This window comes from Mesoplasma florum L1 (genome assembly GCF_000008305.1).
Lineage (GTDB): Bacteria > Bacillota_I > Bacilli_A > Mycoplasmatales > Mycoplasmataceae > Mesoplasma > Mesoplasma florum.
Window position 1 is genome coordinate 99,693 of the sequence record NC_006055.1, and the last position, 20,802, is coordinate 120,494.

A 20,802-nucleotide genomic window follows, 5' to 3' on the forward strand; every position below is an offset into this window, starting at 1 on the left:
GTTGTATTTTTTTATTTTTCAAAAACAAAAGTAAGAGTTTTTAAATTCAAGTTTTTAATGTTGTTGTAATTTTTAATGGTTTTTATGTTTTTAAATTCTAATTTTTCTAGGATTGATTTAAATTCCTCTACTCCATATCATCATAATGAAAAAGGCTGAATTTCTATTTCAGAATTATTTAAGTATTCAAGCTCAGTATAAGTTTTTTGTAGTAGTCAATCTATCGAGATTGACTTGTTTTTGATTTTTACAGTGTCATTATTATCAAGTATGAAGTCATATTCGTGTATATTCCCTGGTTTAAAAGAAGTTGGAAATATTAGATCTAAATATATTTTTCCATTTTCTGTTAAGTGCCTTTTGAAATTGCTTAAAACAGAATATATATCGTTTCTATTTAGTAAACAAAAACTTCCATTTGGCATAATTATTGTTTCAAATTTTAAATCTGTTTCAAAATTTATTAAGTCTCCTAAGATTAATTGAGATTCCATATTGTATTTCTTTAGATTTTCTTCATAAATAGCTAACATTTCTTTAGAGTTATCTAATCCAAAAATAGAAATACCCTTTCTTAAGAGCGGTATTGCCATTCTTCCATTTCCAACTCCAGCTTCAAGAACTAATCCATCTCTCTTAATTAATTCATTAGTATAAAATTCTATGTCTCCATCAATTGAAGTACCGGGAGGTTTTGATTGGTTGTAAACTAAGGAAGAAAGATTTCCATAATAATTTTCTTTGTTACTTTTCATACTTCTTATTATATATTGGAAAAATAAAAATTTATATTGCCTTTTCAACCATTCCTTAATTTGAAATAAAAATATATGACACAGGTTTCCCAAAAAAAGATTATAATTTAAAAAAGAATAAATCCATTTTAATTTAATTGTCGAATTATTATACTTAGATTGATAGTTATAATACTTCATTTTGTATTAAATAAAAAGACAATAAAATGAAAAATAAGTATAAAAATTTAACAAATAAGAAGGAAAGAAAATGAATCATAATTTTAAATTAAAAGAAAAGAAGATTTGAATTAAATCATATTGATGAGCACTGATTATACTAGTTGGTTCCTTATTAATAACAACGTTTTTTGATTACCAAATAACAGATTTTTTTACACAAGGTATGAATAATTATTTTTTAAGACAAATTGTTAATTTTGTAAGTTCGGGTGGTAACTTTATCATAACTATCCCAATAGGAATAATAGCAGCGACGATTTTAGAAACATTGTATTTTAAATATAAGATAAAAAATAATTTTATTAAGCTTGTACCATATACTTTATTGATTCTTGGCTTAATATTTTTTGGTTCACTTTATTGTATTCAAAAAGCTTCTTACACATTTTCAGATGATATTAAGAATAATACTTTGAATTCTATTTGAATTAAAACATTAACAACATGAAAAGAACCAATAATAATATGTTCTATTTGGATTGTTTTAATGACAGCTATTCTTTCTTATGGAACATTCTTCTTTAGAATAAAATTTGCTTCAAGAAACGACATACTTGAAAATAAATACTGAATTGGTGCGTTTGAAATGCTTACTGTTTTTATAATTTCTTACTTTACAGTTTTAGTGTTAAAATTATTTTTTGCACGACCATTTTATTTCTCTGTAGAATATAGAAATTTATTTGGTATGTCTGATTCAAATGAAATAGAACATTTATTCGATGGACTGACAATTGAAAATTATGTTAATCATCCAGGTGCCAAATTATTAATTGATTTATACTTACAAACTGAAGGTTTAGAATTAAATGATAACAACTTTAAATTAGCTACAAATTGAATGGCTGAAACATTATGACAGATTCCATATGGTCCTGCACCAGAACCTGCTTGAAGATGAACATATTGATTTATACCAAATATTTTTTCAAGAGTTGATTCTCATACAATTAATGATGGAGTCATTTATTGAAGCTCCCAAGCTTTTAATGGAGATTTTCCATCAGGACACATAGAAATCCCACTTTCAATTTTTGGAACATTTTTTATTATAAGAAGAAGTGGTAGTGTTAACTTTAAAAATAAAAAAATATTATTATTTACAATTTTAACTTCAATCATGTTTGTCTTAACTTTTTTCTTCATGATAGTTTATAGATTTCACTGAATTACAGATATGATTTTTACTCCAATTTTATATTTTGCATTTTTACCTATAGCTTATTTCAAAACAGAAAGATGAATTTATGCAATCATGTTTCGTTTTAGTAAAAATAAAAAAATACTAATAACAAATAATGGTAATAAAACTGAATTTAAAATAACTGTTAATCAGGAATATGTTATTTTTAAAATAAAGAAAAAGGGTAAGAAGGCTTTTAAATATGAGTATAAAATTAAAACTAAATATCCAAGTTTGTTAGTTGACAGAATTTAATAATATTTAAATTAAGTATAAAAAAGCACAGTTTATTACTCCTGTGCTTTTTATATTTATTACATTATTTCGTTTTATTTTTGCCCTTTTTCATTTGGTGTTCCAAATAACTTATTTTAAGCATGATTTTAACAACTCATATTACAATTGTTGCACTAAGAGAATCACATAGAATTGAAAGCATTGTTGCTACTTCTGATCCTGTATCTGAATTCATAAAATCAAATAAAAATAATAAACTTAAAATACTTAAGATTAAACCAACTAGACGAAAGAAAAAAACTGTACAAGTCTAGTCTATTTGCAAATTTTTCTAGTGGTAATATCTTTAAACCTTTTTCGTATTTTCTTTTTAATATAGTTCCGCCATATTTTAAAAGCAATAATTGCTGTTGCTGTACTTAATGTATCAAAGCATACTGTTAGTACTGTAAATACAAAAGAAGATTCAGGTTCCACTTCATAAAGTTTTTGAACTTAGCCTTAAAAGACTTAACATACCTAGGATAATTCCTACTGTTCCACAAAGAGCACTGATCAATTCAACTGCTATCAGTATTCTTGTTTCTATTTTTATATTCTTTTTCATAAAAATGTTTATACACCTTTAAGCTTTTTTACACAAATTTAGTATTTTGCTGATGTTCAAGTAGATTTTATAGAGCTATTCTTGTATAATATTTTAAGCGAGTTAATGTACACGGGATTAACTCCTTGGCCCAAAGGCCCAAAGACCAAAAGGAGGACATTAAAAATGTTAAGAAAATATGAAGCAATGTTTATCTTAGACCAAGATACACAAGATGTTAACGCTTTATCATCAAGAATGATTGAAATCATTTCTAAAGATGGAAAAGTAATTGAAAAAAACGATTTAGGATTAATCGAATTTGCATACAAAATTAACCACAAGAAAAAAGGACACTATTTTGTAGTTATAGTAGAAGCTACTGCAGAAGCTATTAAAGAATTCGAAAGAATTGCAAACATTGAGAAAAATGTAGTTAGAACTCTAATCATCAATACAGAAAACGAACAAGGTTATGAACAATCAGTTCAATTATCAAAAACTGATATGACTAAATTCGAAGAAGAAAGAAAAGCAAAAAGAGATTTCAAAAAACCTTTTGTTAAAAAAGAATTCAACAAACCAACAGAAAAAAGAACATTTGAAAAGCCAGCTGAAGTTACAGTTGAAGTTAAAGAAGTTGTTGTAGAAGAAGTTAAACAAACTGTTAAACCAGCTAAAAAAGTTGCTGAAGCTAAAGTTGAAGAAGTTTCTCATGAAGAAGCACATGACTTCGTTTCAAAAATGGAAGCAAAATATAAAGCTCACTTAGCTGAAACTGTTGAAGAACATGTTGAAGAAGTTGAAGTTGAAGAAGCAAAAACTACAGCTAAAAAACCAGCTGCACCTAAAATGTCAGCTGCAGAAAGAGCTAAAGTTGATGGATCACACAATATTGATGAAGAAAGATATGAATTACAAAAATACTCAAACAAATTAAGAAGTGTTGCAATCGAAAAAAACTTACCAAAAAAATTACAAGAAGTTAACTTAAGAGATTTAACTAAAAAAGAACTAATCGAATACATGAGAAAAGTTCGTGCTGCATTAGCTAAATAGTTATATAATCGAAATAAGAAATATATAAAAAGTTCAATGAACTTAAAAAGGAGCAGTAAACTATGAATCAAGTATGTTTAATAGGTAGAATTACAAAAGATATCGAATTAAGAAATACAACTAATGGGCAAGGGAAATTTGTTTCATTCACATTAGCTGTAAGTGAATATTCTGGTCAAAAAGAAATCACAAACTTTATTCCTTGTTTTGCTTTTAACAATACAGCTGAAAATATGGCTAGATTTTTATCAAAAGGAAGTCTAATTTCAGTTTCAGGTAGAGTTAATGTTAGAACATCTCAAACTGATGGAAAATACGAAACTATTGTAACTATTACTGCCGACCGTGTAAACTTTTTAGAATCTGCTAAAAACAGAGGATCAAATAACTCTGTTGAAACAAATTCAAGCATTAATTTAGATTCACCAATGCAAAATAAAACTTCATCTATTGCATCAAATAATGTGCAAACAGAAGAAATTATTTTAAGTGAAGATGAATCAATTTTATGAGATTAATATAAATTAGAAAGGCTACTAAAATTATGGCAATGAAAAAATTCGTTAAAAAAAGAAAAAAAGTTAACTTTTTTGCTAAAAACAAAATTAACTACATTGATTACAAAGATGTAGAATTATTGAAAAAATTTATTTCAGGAAATGGACAAATCTTACCAAGAAGAATTACTGGTACATCTCCAAAACACCAAAGACAATTGGCTGTTGCAATTAAAAGAGCACGTCAAATGGCTTTATTACCATACGTAATTGACTAATTAAAACAGAAACCATCAATCATGATGGTTTTTTATTTTAACATGTTTTTTTAAAATGAAACAACAATAGAATATGTTAATTCAAGTAAAGTGATTTATAATATTATTAAGTTTAAAATGACTTAGGAGGTTTTTATGAAAGTAATTTTTTTACAAGACGTAAAAGGACAAGGGAAAAAAGATGAAATTAAAGAAATAAGTGATGGTTATGCAAGAAATTTCTTAATACCTAAAGGTTTAGTTAAATTAGCAACTGAAGGTAGTGTAAAAACAGTTAAAAACAGAAAAATTGTTCAAGAGCAAGAAAAAGATTTAGCTATTGCAGAAACTAAGCAACTAAAAACATTGTTAGAAGAAATAATATTAAAATTTAAATTACAAATAAACGAAGGAAAAGCTTTCCATTCAATTTCAAATCAAGATATAGTAGATCAACTTAAAAATTCACATAAAATTGATTTAGATAAAAGAAAATTTGTAAACTTTAAAAATCTAAATCAAATAGGATTACATTATATAGTTATAAAATTAGGTTTTGGTATTGAAGCAAAATTAAAAGTAGAAATTCAAGGGGTATAAAATGAGTAGAAAAGATATGAGCGAAAACAATTTACATTCAGTTGAAAAGATGGTTCTTGCTATTGCGATGCATTCTCCAAATGCGCTGCCAGATATAATGACAGGTTTGGTTGCTGATGACTTTTTAGATTCAACCCACAAAATAATTTTTCAAGGGATAATAGAATTACATTCTCAAAGCAAAGAAGTTACTATTAGTTCTGTAGCAAACCAAATTGAAAAAAAAGGAAACTTGGAGTCAATTGGTGGAATTCAAAGACTTCAAGATATTGCTTTAGACTTCTTTTCAGATGAAGGAATTGAAAACTTCATAGAAGATATTTTTTACGCTAGTTCTTCAAGAAAATTTGATGCAGCTTTAAGAAGAGTTCAAAATTTAAGAAGAGAAGAACAAATGGATATTGAATCATCAATTAACGAAATTCAAAAAGAATTATTAAAAATAGATCTTAATGCACAAAAAAACGATGTTCAAAGTATTCATGCCTCAACTGAGTCATTAATTAAAAAAATTCAAGAGTTGGAAAAAAGAAGTGAAACTTTAACAGGTATACCAACTGATCTTTTTGAGTTAGATGAAATAACTTCAGGTCTTCAAGAAGGAGATTTAATTATTTTAGCAGCTCGTCCAAGTATGGGTAAAACAGCTTTTGCCTTAAACTTAGCTTACAATGCGGCAAGACATAAAAATGGAGTTGCTGTTTTCTCATTAGAAATGCCAGCTGAACAATTGACACAAAGAATAATGACAATGGTTTCAAAAATAGATTCAAAAAAATTAAGAACTGGTAAAAATATTTCTAAAGCTGAATGAAGTAATCTTTTAGCTTCAAAAGAAATTGTTTCACAATTACCAATTTATATTGATGATACTCCTGGAATAACTGTTCAACAAATTCAATCAAAATTATATAAATTAAAAAGAGATCATGATGTTAAATTTTGTGTTGTGGACTACCTTCAATTAATTAGTTCAACAAACGGCTCAGCAGATAGACAAAATGAAATATCAAATATTTCTCGTCAACTAAAAAGAGTTGCCAGAGAATTAAGAATACCTATTGTTTGTTTATCACAACTTTCAAGAAGTGTTGAAAAACGTGAAGATAAAAGACCTATAATGTCTGACTTACGTGATTCTGGTGCTATTGAGCAAGATGCTGATATTATTATGTTTTTATATCGAGATGATTATTACAAACATAAAGACGGTAATGAAGAAGAAAATAAAATTGTTGATCAAGTAAGTGCTACAGATTTAATTCTTTCAAAACATAGAAATGGTGCTACTGGAACTATCAATATATTATTTGATAAAAGTCATGGAAAATTCATGGATAAAGGGTAATTGAAATGGGAGAAATTCCATTTTTTTTGTTATAATTATACAAGATATGCTCATAAGGAGGATTTATGAAGAAATTATTATCTATTATTACAGCATTAACTGTAGCAGCATCAGCAACTAGTAGTTTAGTGTCATGTAAAGTAATTACAAATGGCTTTGATATTGAAATAACAGAATATAAAGCAGCAGGAAATTTAAAATATACTTTTGATACAAATGCAGGTGAATATGTACCTAAAACGGACTACACAACAACTGAAGCAGATGTTAAAAAAGCTCTTGACGGTGCAACAGGGACTTTTGCTTCATCACTAGTTACTGATATGATTAACTCCTTATTTTTTAATGCTAATTTAAGCGTTACTCAAAACTCAAAAGATATATGACAATATTTATTTAGAACAGATAAAGAAGGTATATATGCTGATGGTCAATATAGAACTGCTGGTTTAAATAGTAGTCAAAATGAAGAAATTGATAAATATTATTCAGAAATTAGAAATATTACATCTTTATTAGGATTAATGCAATATTCAGAATGAACTAATTCAAATTCAAAAGAAGTTCAATCATTAGATGAAAGCGGTAAACCATTTGTTTTATCAAAAGAAACATTAGACTTTATTAATAATGAAACTAATATGTTTGAAAGTTCAAATAATCAAGGTATTACAAATGTAAAAATTAATTCAATTCCAAAATTATATGAAGGAAATATTGGTCTTGCAACTAAATCAGATAATGAAAGTTCTGATGCCGAAGAAACTGTATATGAGCCAATTAATATAACAAGCTACGAGAAAAAATATATTTCTAAAGAAACAAACTATAATGCAAAAACAGCAAAAGAAACTGAAGACAGTAAAGGTGAAAAAGGATATGTAGATTACATATCAGGAACTAACCTTTCAGCTAATTTCTTTTCTCAATTATTAATATCATCACCACAGGCTGATTCAAAACCTGAATTAGATATTCAAGTTCAAAGAGTTGAAAAACAATCTGATACAAGTAAAGAAAACTTCAAAAAACAAGGACTAGTTTTAAATTCTAAAAAAGATACTGATCCTATTGTGTTCGAATATACTGAAGATGAAAAGGGAAATAGAACAAGTTATGCATATGGTTATTCTTTAATACCTTTAGCACCTATTAACTTAGAGATGACATACAATAACGATCGAGATTTAAAAACAGGTGAACCTAAACCAGGCAGCCAAAATTATAAAATAAATTTAACTATTGATGGACTAAGCGCAGCATTTAAACCAGTTCTAAGTTTTACTTCAAATTTAGATTTAGAAGGTAATAAAACTGATAAAGATGGTACTCCATATGTTGGGTGAAGATTTATGAATTATCAATTTAATTCAAAAAATATTATAGGTTATGATGAACAAGGAAATCAATTTACTGATAAGCCAAGTAAAAAAATGACTGCAACAAATAAAAAATTCAATGATTTTAATATTACTGATTTAACATTTGAAAAAGCTTAATTAAAAGAATCTTAAAAGTGTCATTTGACGCTTTTTTTGTTTAATAAAACAAAACTCATTTAATATAAGTATAATATTATTAAGTATTTTACACTGAAAGGAGATATGATGGATAATTTTTTAAAATGATTGATGTCTGGAAATCATCTAGCATATGCTTCTAGTTTGCTAACATTTTGTTGTTTAGCTCTTTTTGGATTAGGTTCTTTTATATATAAAAAATATTTAGTTAGAAAAGGAGAATTCTTTATTTCTCCCACATTTAATACTAAGAATATTACATATATGGGAATAATGATTGCTTGTTCAGTTTCAGTAACTGTTGTTATTTCATTGGTTGCCCCTATTACAGTTTTCCCACCAATCAGAGTTGCTTTTGAAGGAATTATGATTAAAATTACTGGTATGATTTTTGGACCTATAATTGGATTGATTGTTGGATTAATTACAGAGTTATTAACTATGCTATTTATTCCATCATTTATTCACCCAGCTTATTTCTTAGTGGCTATTGGTTTTGGTTTCTGAGCGGGTATGGCTTCATTTACATTTAAATTAAAATCTAAACAACAATGAATAACAATTACAATAATTACTTTATTCATAATTGCTGCAACTGCATTCTTATACAATACACTTCAATACTTAACACCTGATGAAAATGGAAATGTTAAATTATTTGGTATAGCAGTTAAAAAAGAATTAATACCAATGCTATTTATTATCATGATGGGAATACTATTATCAATTTGTTATATTATGTGTGGTATTTTTGTTTTATTGAAAAAACAAAAATGATTAGAAATAATTCTTCCAATCTTCCTTATATGTATCGTTACAGAAATACTAATAACTGTTTTAACTGCTGCTTGAGGTGATGCAGGATTGCTAACTTCAAACACAGATGATGGTTATATTAGTATGGTTGCTTTAAGGGTAGTTCAAATCCCATTAAAAATTATTTTTAATACAGCTTTACTAGCAACTGTTTATTCAGTCTTAAGACCATTAATTAAAAAATAATAAGAAAGGATCTATATGAAATTATTTGATACATTAACTCAAGAACAAAAAAACATAAATAAAGAAGTTATCAATATATATTCATGTGGTCCAACAATATATGACTATATTCATATAGGTAATGCTAGACCAATAATTTTAATGGATACTTTAATTAGATTTTTAGAATCAGAAGGTATCAAAGTAAATTTTTTACAAAACATTACAGATATTGATGACAAAATTATTGAAAAAGCTATACAAGAAAATAAAACAGAAAAAGAAATAACAGACAAATACTTGTCTGCATTTTTACAAAACTTAAAAGATTTGAAAATTAGAATGCCTGATAAATTAATTCCCATAAGTGAAAAAATAAGTGAAATGAATTTATTTATTGACGATTTAGTTAAATTAGAAGCTGCATATAATGTTGATGGTGATGTTTATTTTGATATACAAAAATTTTCAGATGAATATGGGAAATTATCAAACAAAAAAATAAATGATTTAATTTCAGGAAATAGAGTCGAAATAGAAGATAAAAAAAATAACCCATTAGATTTTAGCGTGTGAAAAAAAACTGAAAAAGGTATAACATTTGATTCTAATTTTGGTAAAGGTAGACCAGGTTGACATACAGAGTGTGCTTTATTGATTGATGAATATTTTAAAGGTGAAACAATAGACATTCATTCAGGTGGTATTGACTTACAGTTTCCTCATCATGAAAATGAAAGAATTCAATTTATAGCAAAACATGGAAAAGAAATATCTGATATTTGAGTTCACAATGGACATTTAACTATTAATGGCGAGAAAATGAGCAAATCATTAGGAAATACAATGACACTTACTAATTTTTTAGCAAATTATAATTCAGATATATTAAGATGAATATTTTTAACAACTTACTACAAACAACCTTTAAATATAAACGATGATTTAATTGAACAAGCAAATAAATTTATTCAAAAAATAAATAATTTAAGCAAAAAAATAAAACAATTATTAATTGAAAATAAATTTGTTAAAACTAACCAATTTGATGAAGAAATTATAAAACAATTTAAAATTCATATGAAAAATGACTTAAACACTTCAAGAGTTTTAACTTTATTAGAAGATACACTTAAAGATATTAATAAGCTTTCAACATTAAAAGAATTTGATGATTTATTTTTAAAAATAAATTCTTTAAATTACATTTTAAAAACATTAGGTCTTTCAATAAACATAAATACTTTTGTTTCTGATGAAGAACAAAATTTATTTTTATTATGAAAAAAAATAGTAAGTGAAAAAGATTTTGAAAAAGCAGACGAAATAAGAAAAGTATTAATTAGTAAAGGGATTTTATAAAATGGAGAATTTAAGTTTAATTTACGGAAAACATGCAGTTAATGAATTTATAAAAAAGCACCCTAATTTAATTAAAAAAATATATATTTCAAGTGACTTTAAAATAGATAAATCAAATAATGAATTTCAGATTTTAAAAGTTGATTTAAAAAAAATAGAAAATCTTGTTGGTAATGAGGCTAATCATCAAGGCATTGTTGCAGAGGTTAAAGAATTTAATTACAAACCATTTGGTGAAGCACTAAATCAAATGAAAGACGATGAACCTAAATTAGTATTGATATTAGATCAAATTCAGGACCCGTATAATTTTGGAGCTATAATAAGAAGTTCTAGTTTATTAGGTGTTGATCAAATTGTTATTTTAGACCATAAGCAAGTTTTTGTTAATTCAACAGTTGTTAAAACATCTGCTGGAACAGTTTATGATATGAACATTAGTAAAGTTACAAATTTAAGCAATGCTATTAAAGATCTACAAAAAAATGGGTTTTGAATATACTCAACTCATTTAAATTCTGAATCTAATGATATGAGAAAAGTTGATTTTGCCAATAGGACTGCTATAGTAATTGGAAATGAACATAATGGAGTTAGTGATTTAGTAATGAAAAATAGTGATATGAATGTATTTATACCCTCAACAAATACTATAGATTCGTATAATGCAAATGTTGCAACTTCTTTAATTTTGTATCATGTTGCTAACTATATTGGAAAACTTAAATAATAAATGTATAATATTCATAGTTATTAGGAGGTTAACCTCCTTTTTAATTAGACAAAGCTTGGTTGAGGAGGGTTAGTATGCATAAAACAAAATCTACAAGAAAAATAATTTTAGTATGCGAAGATTGTTTAAGTAGAAACTATTCATTGAATAAAAGTAACTTAACTCAGAAAGAACGTTTAGAAATTAAAAAATTTTGCTCAATGTGTAATAAACACACATTGCATAAGGAAACAAGATAATGGCAAAGAAAAAACATGAAGAAGTAGTATTGGTTGAAGAACAAATTGTTGAACAAACTAATACAGAAAAAAACAAAAAACAAAAAATAAAGATTTCTAAAAAAACTAAAAAATCAATCAAGGTTAAAAAACAAAAAGAAAAGAAAAATTTTAAATTAGCAATAAAGGAATTTCCAATTAAAATTGTTAAAGAATTAAACAAGATTAAATGATCTGGTTGAGATAACCTAAAAAAGAAATATATAATAGTTTTACTATTTATGATATTTTTCGCAATATTATTTTTCTGTATAGGATTAGGTATTGAAGCGTTATTTAGATTAATAAATGTATATTAAAAGGAGAAAATATGAATAAAGAAGAATTATTAAAATTAGAAGCTGAAATCTTATCATCAAAAGGACAATGATTTGTTGTTAACTCACAAACAGGTCATGAAGAAAAAGTTTTAAATGACTTAAAAAATAAAATTAAAGCTGAAAAAATGGAAGACCAAGTTTTTGATATTAAAATTTCAAAAGGGACTGTTCTAACAAAAACTGGAAAACAAAAAGAAAAAAACTTATTTCCAGGATATTTATTTATTAACATGATTATGTCAGAAGAGTCATGATTCGTTGTTCGTAATACTCCAGGAGTAACTGGGTTCATTGGATCTTCAGGACGTGGAGCCAAACCATTCCCATTAACTGTTGATGAAGTTATTGAAATGTTGATTCCAAAAACAGAAGTTATTGTTGAAGAGATTGAAACTGTTGATGTTCATAATGAAGCTGTTGCTAAAAAACCTTTATTTACAGCTCCATTTGTTGTTGGAGACTTTGTAAGAGTTAAAGAAGGAATTAATGCTGGTGAAGAAGGGGAAGTAAGTTCAATGGACTTTGAAAAAGGTGTAGCAGTTGTTCTTATTGAAATGTTTGGTAGATATACAAACCTTGAAATTTCTTTCGAAAACGTTGAACCAGTTAAAGAATATTAATAATTAATAAAATGACGTGAGTCATTTTTTATTATTATTTCTATGTTAAAATATTTAAAAGCAAAACTGATCTAATCTAACGTTAATCGCGATTAGTGAATATTATATTAATTAAAATAATAAGGAGAAACTAAATGTCAAAAATTAAATTTATGGCACTTGGTGGACAAGATGAAAGAGGAAAAAATCTTTTCGTTTTAGATATCGATGATAATCTTTTCATTTTAGATGCCGGTGTTAAATATCCTGATAAAGGAATATTAGGTGTAGATATAGTTACACCAAAACTAGATTACTTAAAAAATAATAAACAAAAAATTAAAGGAATTTTTTTAACTAATTCTGCAAGTTACAATATGGGATCTGTTCCATACATTTTAAAAACAATGGATGTTCCAGTATACTGTAATGAAATAACTCAATTAGTCGGTAAAATTAAAATTTCAAGAATGCGTATTAAAAATACAAAAGACCAAAACTTTGTTGTAGTTAAAGACAAACAAATTTTAGATTTTGGGAAAGTTAAAGTTGAAGTATTTAGAACTACATCAGCTTCACCTCAATCATATGGTTATGCTTTCCATACTGAAGAAGGAACTATTGTTTATGCTGGAGACTATATTATTGATGGTAAAGAACAATCTTACTTTTCAACAGATTTTAATCACATAAGTGAAATAGGTAAAAAAGGTGTACTTGCATTAATTGCTGATAGTGAATATGCATCAAGAAGCGGTTTCACTGTACCAAATCATAAAATTGAAAATTTTATTTCAACTTCATTTAAAGAAAAGAAAACTAAAATAGCTATTGGTATTTTTGAAGAAGATATTTTTAAATTAGGTGAAATATGCATGGCAGCAAAAGAAAACAATCGTAAAATTGCTGTTTATGGAAGAACAATGACAGAAATTTTAAAATCAAATTTAATCAATGAAAATTTACAAATTGTTCCTGAAGACATTATAACTGTTGATGAATACATGAAATCAGAAAATGGTCTTTTAATTATTTCTGGAACAGGAGATGTTTTATATTCTAAATTAGCAAAAATTGCAACTGGTAATGATGAAGTGGTTGAGTTTACAGAAAAAGATTTAATTATCTTGGCTACACCACCAGCTCCAGGGGTTGAAAAAAGACATGCACAAATTTTAGATGAATTAGCTAGAACTGATGCTAGATTATTAGCGTTAAGTGATAGAAACATTTGATCAATGCACGCTTCATATGAAGATATAAAAGTTTTCACAAGTATTTTAAATCCAAAATACTTTATTCCTGTTAAATCTTTATTTAAAGATTCTTTAAAAGCAGAAAAGGCTGCAATTGAAGCTGGAGTTAACGAAAGAAACATTGTTATTTTAGATAATGGTCAAGTAGCAAATATTTCAAAAAACTCTATTTCAATTTCAGACAAGAAAATAGATATTGGTAATTCTTATGTTGACCAAGCAGGAGTTGGTGATGTTGGAGCTATAGTTTTAAATGAAAGAAAACTTTTAGCTACAGATGGTGTAATGATTATTGGTGCAACTATTGATTCAAGAAACAAAGAATTAATTTCAATGATAGATACACAAATGCGTGGAGTTTTATATATTAAAGAGGAAAACCCGATATTTAAAATAATTCAAAAAGAAATCGAATCTCTTTTAGAACAAGGACAAAGTCAGTTTAAAGAAAACCCAAGTAAGTATGATGTTAATGAAGTTAAAAAAGATATTGCAACAAGAGTTAGAACTTTAATTAAACAAGAATCAGGTAAACAACCAATTGTTTTAGTAATAGTTAACGAATATGATGGTAAAGACTATGTTTTTAAACCAAGAAACAATTCAAACAGAAATTACAAAAATAATAACAATAATAAAAAAGGATCAAATTAATTGATCCTTTTTCTATACTGTATACATTATTATCATAAATACTAAGAATGGTAATAAACAGAATGTGATTGTGTTTCTTCATCTAATTAAAACCGCTTCTTCTTTAGTATAAGTTTTTTGATATCTTAATCTTTTATCATTAAAATAGTTTATAGCTTTTCTATTTCTAATGTAGTTAATAATAAAAATAGCTAAAACTTCAATACATAAATATGCTGTAGCAACAAAAGCTGTTGCGTCAATAAATCTTTTTTTACTTGTTATATTAGGAGCAAAACTTGCAACATCTTTGAATGCATAACCAAGTCCAAAACTTAGTCCTATACCAATTAAAGTAATACCTAAAATTGATACTCAGCTTACTCAATTAAATTTTTTGTTTTCTCTAAAATTTTTCATTTTAGTATAATTTTCAGCCGCTTTTAGATCACTATTTAATTCTTTATTAATATCCTTATAATGATGATCTAAGCCTTCTTTTCTTAACTTTTTAAGGTTTTTTAATTCATTCTTTGCCATATTTGCTCCTTTCAATTGACTTACATACTCTTTTAGTTTATCATATTAAAAAATAATATAAATAAGGAGGTTAAGACCATGATTAAATCAAAAAACAAAAGCACTTTAAAAAACTTTAACTTAGATGTGTTAGATTTAGATCTAAATGAAGAGTTAATTTATGCACAGCCTACATTTTGAAGAACCGTTTCATATAGATTCGATGAATTAAAAGAAGAGGCTTCAAAATATTTTAGAAGACATCCACTTATAGGGTACTCTTTTAAACGTATTGTTTATGGGCTACTAACATTAATTGTAAGTATTGCAATAGTTTTCTTTTTAGTTAACTTTGTAACACCAGATTCTTCATATTTACCAGATGTATCTGAATTAGGGAAAATGGGAATTGGTACATCAGGACCAAAATATGACGCATTTTTACAAACAAGATTAGAATTATTTGGTGTTAGTGGTAATGCTATAGAAAGATTATTAAGATATTTCAAAAACATTATTCCGTTTATTCCAAAACATATTTTAGTAGGGCAATCAGTTATATTCCCTAATGCTTCTGAGTTATCTAATTCTCAAATTATTATTAACACAGTTTTATTTACTGGTGGGCAAGTTGATGGTTTATTAAAATCAGGATCAAAAGAATTAATTGATGCAATTACAATCAGCGCATCGTATAAAACAGTTTGAATATACTTAGGAGTTGTTAAATCAAGTTCAATGGGTATGCCAGGTTCAACAGAAGTAACAAGCTTATTTGCAAGTGCAATTCCATACTCATTTGGTATTGGAAGTGTAGCTGTTTTATTCTCTTATTTAATTGGTATACCTTTAGGTATTGAAGCAGCCAAAAGAAAAGGTAAAGCAACTGATGGGGCAATCAATGGTACTGCTACATTCTTATTAGCAGTTCCTTCATTGGTTATTGTTATCGCTATTTATTTAATATCAATTTTAGTTTTTGGTCATTCTTCTATTTTTAGTTCTGGATCATTCTGAACAAGATTTTGACCTGTTGTTGCATTAGTTATATTAATGGCACCAACAACAATTATTTTAACTAGACGTTATGTTGTCGACGAAATGACAGCTGATTACACTAAATTTGCCTATGCAAAAGGTTTAGGAGAATCAAAAGTATTTTATGTACATATCTTTAGAAATGCTGGAGTAAGAATTTTACGTGAATTACCTTTAGATTTAGCATTTACATTATTTGGAGCTTCAATTTTAACTGAAACTCAATGAAACATACCGGGTATGTCTCAATTAATTATTAACGGTGTTAATAACCGTGACTCATTTGTTATTTTAGGATTCATAACATTTGCATCATTAGTAAAAATTGCAGCAACATTAGTTTCTGATTTATTCATGGTATTAATGGATCCAAGAGTTAAATTAAGTGGTAGATAGAAAGAGGGGAAAAATATGATAAACATCGATAAAGAAAAATTTGAACGCGAAAATAAAGTTAATTTTGAAGAAATTGACGAAAAAATGTTTGAAGTAGTCGAAGAACAAACTAGCGAAAGCGAAAGATTAAATTCTAAACCATATAGCTACTGAAAGTCTGTTGGTAAATTATTAGTTACATCTCCTACTTTCATGATTTCTATTTTAGTATTAATAACTGTTTTACTTTTAGCATTCATTGTTCCAGAAGTAATGAACTATAAAAATACTTCAAGTACTATTGGAGATCCTGCATTGCCATCTTGAGATCACATATTTGGTATTGGGATGAATGGTGAAGATTTATTTGCTAGAGTTTGAGCAGGAACAAGAACAACTTTACTATTTGCTTTCTTAATTGCTGCTATTCAAGTTGCAGTTGGGGTTATATTAGGTTCAATTTGAGGTTACTTTAGAAAATCAGATTTAATCTTCATTCAAGTTGCAAGTATTATTACAATTGTTCCTCAATTCATTTTATTACTATTAATGGTTTTCTTATTCAATAGTAAAGGTTACTGAGTTATTGTTTTTGCTATATCACTTCAAGCATGAGTTGGTATTGCTCAAATGGTAAGGGTACAAATTATGTTAGTTAAAAATACTGACTATAATACTGCATCAATTAGTTTAGGTTCAAGTTCATACAGAATCATAAATAAAAATATTATGCCAAAAATTTTACCAGTTATTGTTCAAACAGCGGCATTTGCAATTCCGACTGCTATTTCAATTGAAGCATCACTTGCATACTTAGCATTTGACTTTATTCCAGCAGGTCAAACTTCTTTAGGGCAAATTTTAAACCAAGTTATGAATGAAACAAAATGACAAATTTATCCAAACTTATTAATTGCTCCAATGGCAGTTATTATGATAGTTTCAGTTGTATTCTTCTTAGCTGCTAGAGTATTTGCTGACTCATTAGATCCGAAAAATCATAGATAGGAGACCAACTTATGGCTACAAATAAAGATAAAATTATTTCTCTTCAAGATGTTGTTGTTAAATTCAATGTTCGTGGAAGAATGTTAACAGCTATTAGAAACGTTTCTTTTGATATTTATGATGGAGAAACTGTTGCAATAGTTGGAGAATCTGGATCAGGAAAATCTGTATTAACTAAAACATTAACTAATATGTTAGAAAGTAATGGTTATATTTCAAACGGAACAATTATGTACTTTCCAACTGAAGAATCAAAAAACAATTCTGAAACAGCTGTTAAAGAAGATGTAAATTTAGTTAACTATCATAAAGGTTCATTAACTTCAGATACAAGAAGAAAAATTAAAAAAAGTAATTACAAAACAATTAATAATGCAAAAATTCGTTTAGAGGCACTTAACGCTCGTTTGGGAGTTAAAGGTGTTGATACAGACGACATATTAGCAAAAATAAAACAAGAAAGTGAAATTATTCATGATGCATATTATGAACTTTCAACATTCTCAAGATTAAGAAAAAGAACAGTTTTACGTTTAACTCCAACAATGAAAGAAATTTCAAGTAAAAAACGAAATCTTTCTCTAATAAAAGGAAGACAAATTCTTGCTGGTCTAAGAATTCTTGCAGAACAAGAGTTTTTAACAGAATTTGAATTAAACTTGAAACATGTTTTAGAAAAATTAAAAAATGGTGAAACAGTTGAAGAACATGAAGTTAATACTTTATTGGCTGCATGAAAATTTCAAACAACTCCAGCTTGATTAAACAAGAGAGAAGCAATAAAAAAATTAAAACAAGTTAGAGGGGGAACAATTGCTACAATTTTTCAAGACCCAATGACATCATTAAACCCATTACTAAGTGTAGGTTTTCAAATTTCAGAAGCAATCAGATTGCATAATAAAGTTTCAAGACATGCTGCTAAACAACAAGCAATTGAATTAATGAACAAAGTAGGTATACCAAATGCTGAAAAACGTTATCATGACATTCCAGGGAAATATTCAGGTGGTATGAGACAACGTATTGTTATTGCTATTGCATTAGCATGTAAACCAAAAGTTTTAATTTGTGATGAACCAACAACAGCGCTTGATGTTACTATTCAAGCTCAAATTTTAGAGTTAATTAAAGAACTTAAAAAAGAATTTAATTTAACTGTAATCTTTATTACTCATGACTTAGGTGTAGTTGCAAATGTTGCAGATCGTGTTGCAGTATTATATGCTGGGCAAATTATTGAATATGGAACTGTTAAAGATATTTTCTTTGATGCAAGACACCCATATACTTGAGCATTGTTATCTTCATTACCTCAATTAGGAACAAAAGGTGAAGAATTATTTGCTATTACAGGTACACCTCCAAGTTTATTTAACAAAATTAAAGGTGATGCATTTGCTCCAAGAAACAAATTTGCTTTAGCAATTGACTTTGAATATAATCCACCAATGTTTGAAATTAGTAAAACTCATGGTGCAAGAACTTGATTATTAGACCCAAGAGCACCTAAAGTTGAAAAACCTAAAATGTTAGAAAACTTAAAAGAAGCTGTAAGTGAAGCAAAGGTAGGTGAATAGTATGGCTAAGGAATCAATCATAAAAGTACGTGACCTTTTAATCGAATATGGGCACGGAAAAAATAAAGTTTCTGCTGTTAAAGAAGTTTCTTTTGATATTTATAAAGGAGAAACTTTTGGACTAGTTGGTGAATCTGGGTCAGGTAAATCAACTATTGGTAAAGCCTTAATGGGAATTGAACCAATTAATGATGGAACTATTTATTATCAAGATACATTAGCTTTTGGTAAAGCACCAAATTTAATTAAGATGAATGAAAAAATGGAACACCATATTAAAGTAATGAAACTTAATCAAACTGCTATTACTAAAGCTTTAGAAATTTATTCAGAAGAGTACAAACGTGTTTACTTCAAATATATTGAAGGAAAATACTATGATTTAAAATCAAAAGAAACTGTTGAATATTCTGATAATAAAATTAGAAAAATTGAAGAAGGTTTAGACTTAAAAGATCATAAATTAGTTTCTAAATCAAAAGATCCAAAATTAAAACTAGTTGAGGATGCTGTTAGAGAAATTATTAAAAGAATTTTAAAATTATACAAACTTCAAGACAAGTCTTTAGCATTTTTAAAAATGTTAAAAGAAGACGGAATCATTAACCCAGAATTATTAAAAAAAGTTAATGAATTACATTCAAAAACAAACAAATTAACAGTTAAAATTAGAAAATCAGAATCTAAGATGTATTTAACAATTCAAGAAATTGAAAAAGTTAGAAATGATGTTAGAAAAGGTAAATATAAATCAGTAAAAAGATTTTTCTTTGATTTAGGTAAACTATTAGAAGTTTTAATTGCTGAACATAAATTAGTGTCGCCTATGATTTCTGATTTAAAACAAGCTCAAAAATTAAGTTCTGCAATTGTATCAACAGGTAGTGATAAAAAACAATGATTAAAATGAATTGATGAAAAAATAGCAACAATCGATGATAAATCAAAAGTTGCCGAATTTGAATTAATTAAAGATCTAATGTCTATTGAAAGTATTCAAAAAACATTAGAAAAATCACCAAAGTATTCATTACCAACTAGTTCAGAAAGACATGAATTAAAAAAACAAATGCAAATGATTTTCCAAGACCCAGCATCATCATTAAATGATAGAATGCCAGTTGAAGAAATTATTGCTGAAGGTTTAGATAATTTCCCTGAATTATACAAAAATGAACAAGCTGCTCAAACTTACATTGACTGATTTAATTCAAATAATCCAGATAAAGTAGGAAAAATAACATTAGAAAATATTAGATACCAAAAAGTAAAACAATTTTTAATTTTACAATTATTAACTACTGTTGGTATGTTACCTGAACACTTGTCACGTTACCCACATGAATTCTCTGGTGGTCAACGTCAACGTATCGGTATTGCCAGAGCATTAGTTATGAAACCATCATTTGTAGTTTGTGATGAGCCAATTTCAGCACTAGACGTTTCTATTAGAGCACAAGTTATTAATTTATTAGCTAAATTCCAATTAGAATTTGACTTAACATATATATTCATTGCTCATGATTTAAGTGTTGTTAGATTTATTGCAAATAGAATTGCAGTTATTTATCGTGGAGATATTGTTGAATTAGCTGATGCTGATGAATTATTCAATAATCCTTTACACCCATATACTAAATCATTATTATCTGCAGTACCATTACCAGATCCTGATTTAGAGAAAAAGAAAAAAAGTATTAAATACAAACCCGAAGAACAACATTTTGATTACATTACAGATTCACCTAAATGAATCGAAGTTCAAAAAGGACATTTTATATTAGCAAATGAAAGAGAAGTTTCTGCAATAAAATCTGAAAAAAGAAAAATTAAAAAAATCGAGAAAGGAGCATAAT

The 20,802-nt window shown here is 26.9% G+C and carries 21 protein-coding genes; 18 read left to right on the forward strand and 3 right to left on the reverse strand.

All coding sequences use genetic code 4. The features are described 5' to 3' along the window. Positions 1-11: 11 nt before the first annotated feature. On the reverse strand, positions 12-755 hold the full coding sequence (locus MFL_RS00390; RefSeq protein ID WP_164919772.1) for a class I SAM-dependent methyltransferase: 744 nt from the start codon (positions 753-755) through the stop codon (positions 12-14). Between the two features lie 250 nt (positions 756-1,005). On the opposite strand from MFL_RS00390, the gene MFL_RS00395 reads away from it, so the two are divergent. Then, positions 1,006-2,415: a hypothetical protein gene (locus MFL_RS00395; protein ID WP_011182976.1), complete on the forward strand. Its 1,410-nt coding sequence runs from the start codon at positions 1,006-1,008 to the stop codon at positions 2,413-2,415. A gap of 64 nt (positions 2,416-2,479) precedes the next feature. Here MFL_RS00395 and MFL_RS00400 read toward each other — a convergent pair whose 3' ends face one another. Then, complete coding sequence (locus tag MFL_RS00400) at positions 2,480-2,632, reverse strand: hypothetical protein (protein ID WP_164919773.1); 153 nt, start codon at positions 2,630-2,632, stop codon at positions 2,480-2,482. 537 nt (positions 2,633-3,169) lie between these two features. Here MFL_RS00400 and rpsF point away from each other — a divergent pair. The 13 genes from rpsF (at position 3,170) to MFL_RS00465 (ending at position 14,447) form a co-directional block, all read left to right on the forward strand. Then, positions 3,170-4,042 carry a 30S ribosomal protein S6 gene (gene rpsF / locus MFL_RS00405; protein WP_011182977.1) on the forward strand — a complete coding sequence of 291 codons (873 nt, stop codon included), beginning with the start codon at positions 3,170-3,172 and terminating at the stop codon, positions 4,040-4,042. A 62-nt stretch (positions 4,043-4,104) separates the two neighbouring features. Beyond that, positions 4,105-4,560 carry a single-stranded DNA-binding protein gene (locus MFL_RS00410; protein ID WP_011182978.1) on the forward strand — a complete coding sequence of 152 codons (456 nt, stop codon included), beginning with the start codon at positions 4,105-4,107 and terminating at the stop codon, positions 4,558-4,560. 26 nt (positions 4,561-4,586) lie between these two features. Next, complete coding sequence (gene rpsR / locus MFL_RS00415) at positions 4,587-4,817, forward strand: 30S ribosomal protein S18 (protein ID WP_011182979.1); 231 nt, start codon at positions 4,587-4,589, stop codon at positions 4,815-4,817. A 135-nt stretch (positions 4,818-4,952) separates the two neighbouring features. Beyond that, positions 4,953-5,396 carry a 50S ribosomal protein L9 gene (gene rplI, locus MFL_RS00420; RefSeq protein WP_011182980.1) on the forward strand — a complete coding sequence of 148 codons (444 nt, stop codon included), beginning with the start codon at positions 4,953-4,955 and terminating at the stop codon, positions 5,394-5,396. Between the two features lies 1 nt (position 5,397). Continuing rightward, positions 5,398-6,744: a replicative DNA helicase gene (gene dnaB / locus MFL_RS00425; protein WP_011182981.1), complete on the forward strand. Its 1,347-nt coding sequence runs from the start codon at positions 5,398-5,400 to the stop codon at positions 6,742-6,744. A gap of 65 nt (positions 6,745-6,809) precedes the next feature. Next, a complete protein-coding gene (locus MFL_RS00430) occupies positions 6,810-8,243 on the forward strand; it encodes a hypothetical protein (RefSeq protein WP_011182982.1) in 1,434 nt (477 codons plus the stop codon). A 108-nt stretch (positions 8,244-8,351) separates the two neighbouring features. Beyond that, positions 8,352-9,266 (forward strand): ECF transporter S component, encoded by a 915-nt coding sequence (locus tag MFL_RS00435; protein WP_023025419.1) that lies wholly within the window; start codon positions 8,352-8,354, stop codon positions 9,264-9,266. A gap of 15 nt (positions 9,267-9,281) precedes the next feature. Continuing rightward, positions 9,282-10,607, forward strand: coding sequence for a cysteine--tRNA ligase (gene cysS / locus MFL_RS00440; protein ID WP_011182984.1), 1,326 nt, complete (start codon positions 9,282-9,284; stop codon positions 10,605-10,607). A 1-nt stretch (position 10,608) separates the two neighbouring features. Beyond that, a complete protein-coding gene (rlmB, locus tag MFL_RS00445) occupies positions 10,609-11,337 on the forward strand; it encodes a 23S rRNA (guanosine(2251)-2'-O)-methyltransferase RlmB (RefSeq protein ID WP_011182985.1) in 729 nt (242 codons plus the stop codon). A gap of 77 nt (positions 11,338-11,414) precedes the next feature. Then, complete coding sequence (gene rpmG, locus MFL_RS00450; protein ID WP_011182986.1) at positions 11,415-11,579, forward strand: 50S ribosomal protein L33; 165 nt, start codon at positions 11,415-11,417, stop codon at positions 11,577-11,579. Continuing rightward, the gene (gene secE, locus MFL_RS00455; RefSeq protein ID WP_011182987.1) at positions 11,579-11,917 is read left to right on the forward strand and encodes a preprotein translocase subunit SecE; all 339 of its coding nucleotides are present in this window, start codon (positions 11,579-11,581) and stop codon (positions 11,915-11,917) included. Before rpmG ends, secE begins: the two co-directional genes overlap by 1 nt. Before the next feature lie 11 nt (positions 11,918-11,928). Then, complete coding sequence (nusG, locus tag MFL_RS00460; protein WP_011182988.1) at positions 11,929-12,558, forward strand: transcription termination/antitermination protein NusG; 630 nt, start codon at positions 11,929-11,931, stop codon at positions 12,556-12,558. A gap of 134 nt (positions 12,559-12,692) precedes the next feature. After that, positions 12,693-14,447: a ribonuclease J gene (locus tag MFL_RS00465; protein WP_011182989.1), complete on the forward strand. Its 1,755-nt coding sequence runs from the start codon at positions 12,693-12,695 to the stop codon at positions 14,445-14,447. Positions 14,448-14,459: 12 nt separating this feature from the next. Here the strand turns inward: MFL_RS00465 and MFL_RS00470 are convergent, their stop codons facing one another. Further along, positions 14,460-14,966: a hypothetical protein gene (locus MFL_RS00470; RefSeq protein WP_011182990.1), complete on the reverse strand. Its 507-nt coding sequence runs from the start codon at positions 14,964-14,966 to the stop codon at positions 14,460-14,462. Positions 14,967-15,044: 78 nt separating this feature from the next. On the opposite strand from MFL_RS00470, the gene oppB reads away from it, so the two are divergent. The 4 genes from oppB to MFL_RS03700 are packed head-to-tail and all read left to right on the forward strand — an operon-like array spanning position 15,045 to position 20,801. Further along, entirely contained in the window at positions 15,045-16,379 is a 1,335-nt protein-coding gene (oppB, locus tag MFL_RS00475) for an oligopeptide ABC transporter permease OppB (RefSeq protein WP_011182991.1), read from the forward strand. A 15-nt stretch (positions 16,380-16,394) separates the two neighbouring features. After that, entirely contained in the window at positions 16,395-17,366 is a 972-nt protein-coding gene (gene oppC, locus MFL_RS00480; RefSeq protein WP_011182992.1) for an oligopeptide ABC transporter permease OppC, read from the forward strand. An 11-nt stretch (positions 17,367-17,377) separates the two neighbouring features. Then, positions 17,378-18,946 (forward strand): oligopeptide/dipeptide ABC transporter ATP-binding protein, encoded by a 1,569-nt coding sequence (locus MFL_RS03695; RefSeq protein ID WP_011182993.1) that lies wholly within the window; start codon positions 17,378-17,380, stop codon positions 18,944-18,946. A gap of 1 nt (position 18,947) precedes the next feature. Continuing rightward, a complete protein-coding gene (locus tag MFL_RS03700) occupies positions 18,948-20,801 on the forward strand; it encodes an ATP-binding cassette domain-containing protein (RefSeq protein WP_011182994.1) in 1,854 nt (617 codons plus the stop codon). Position 20,802 lies beyond the last annotated feature (1 nt).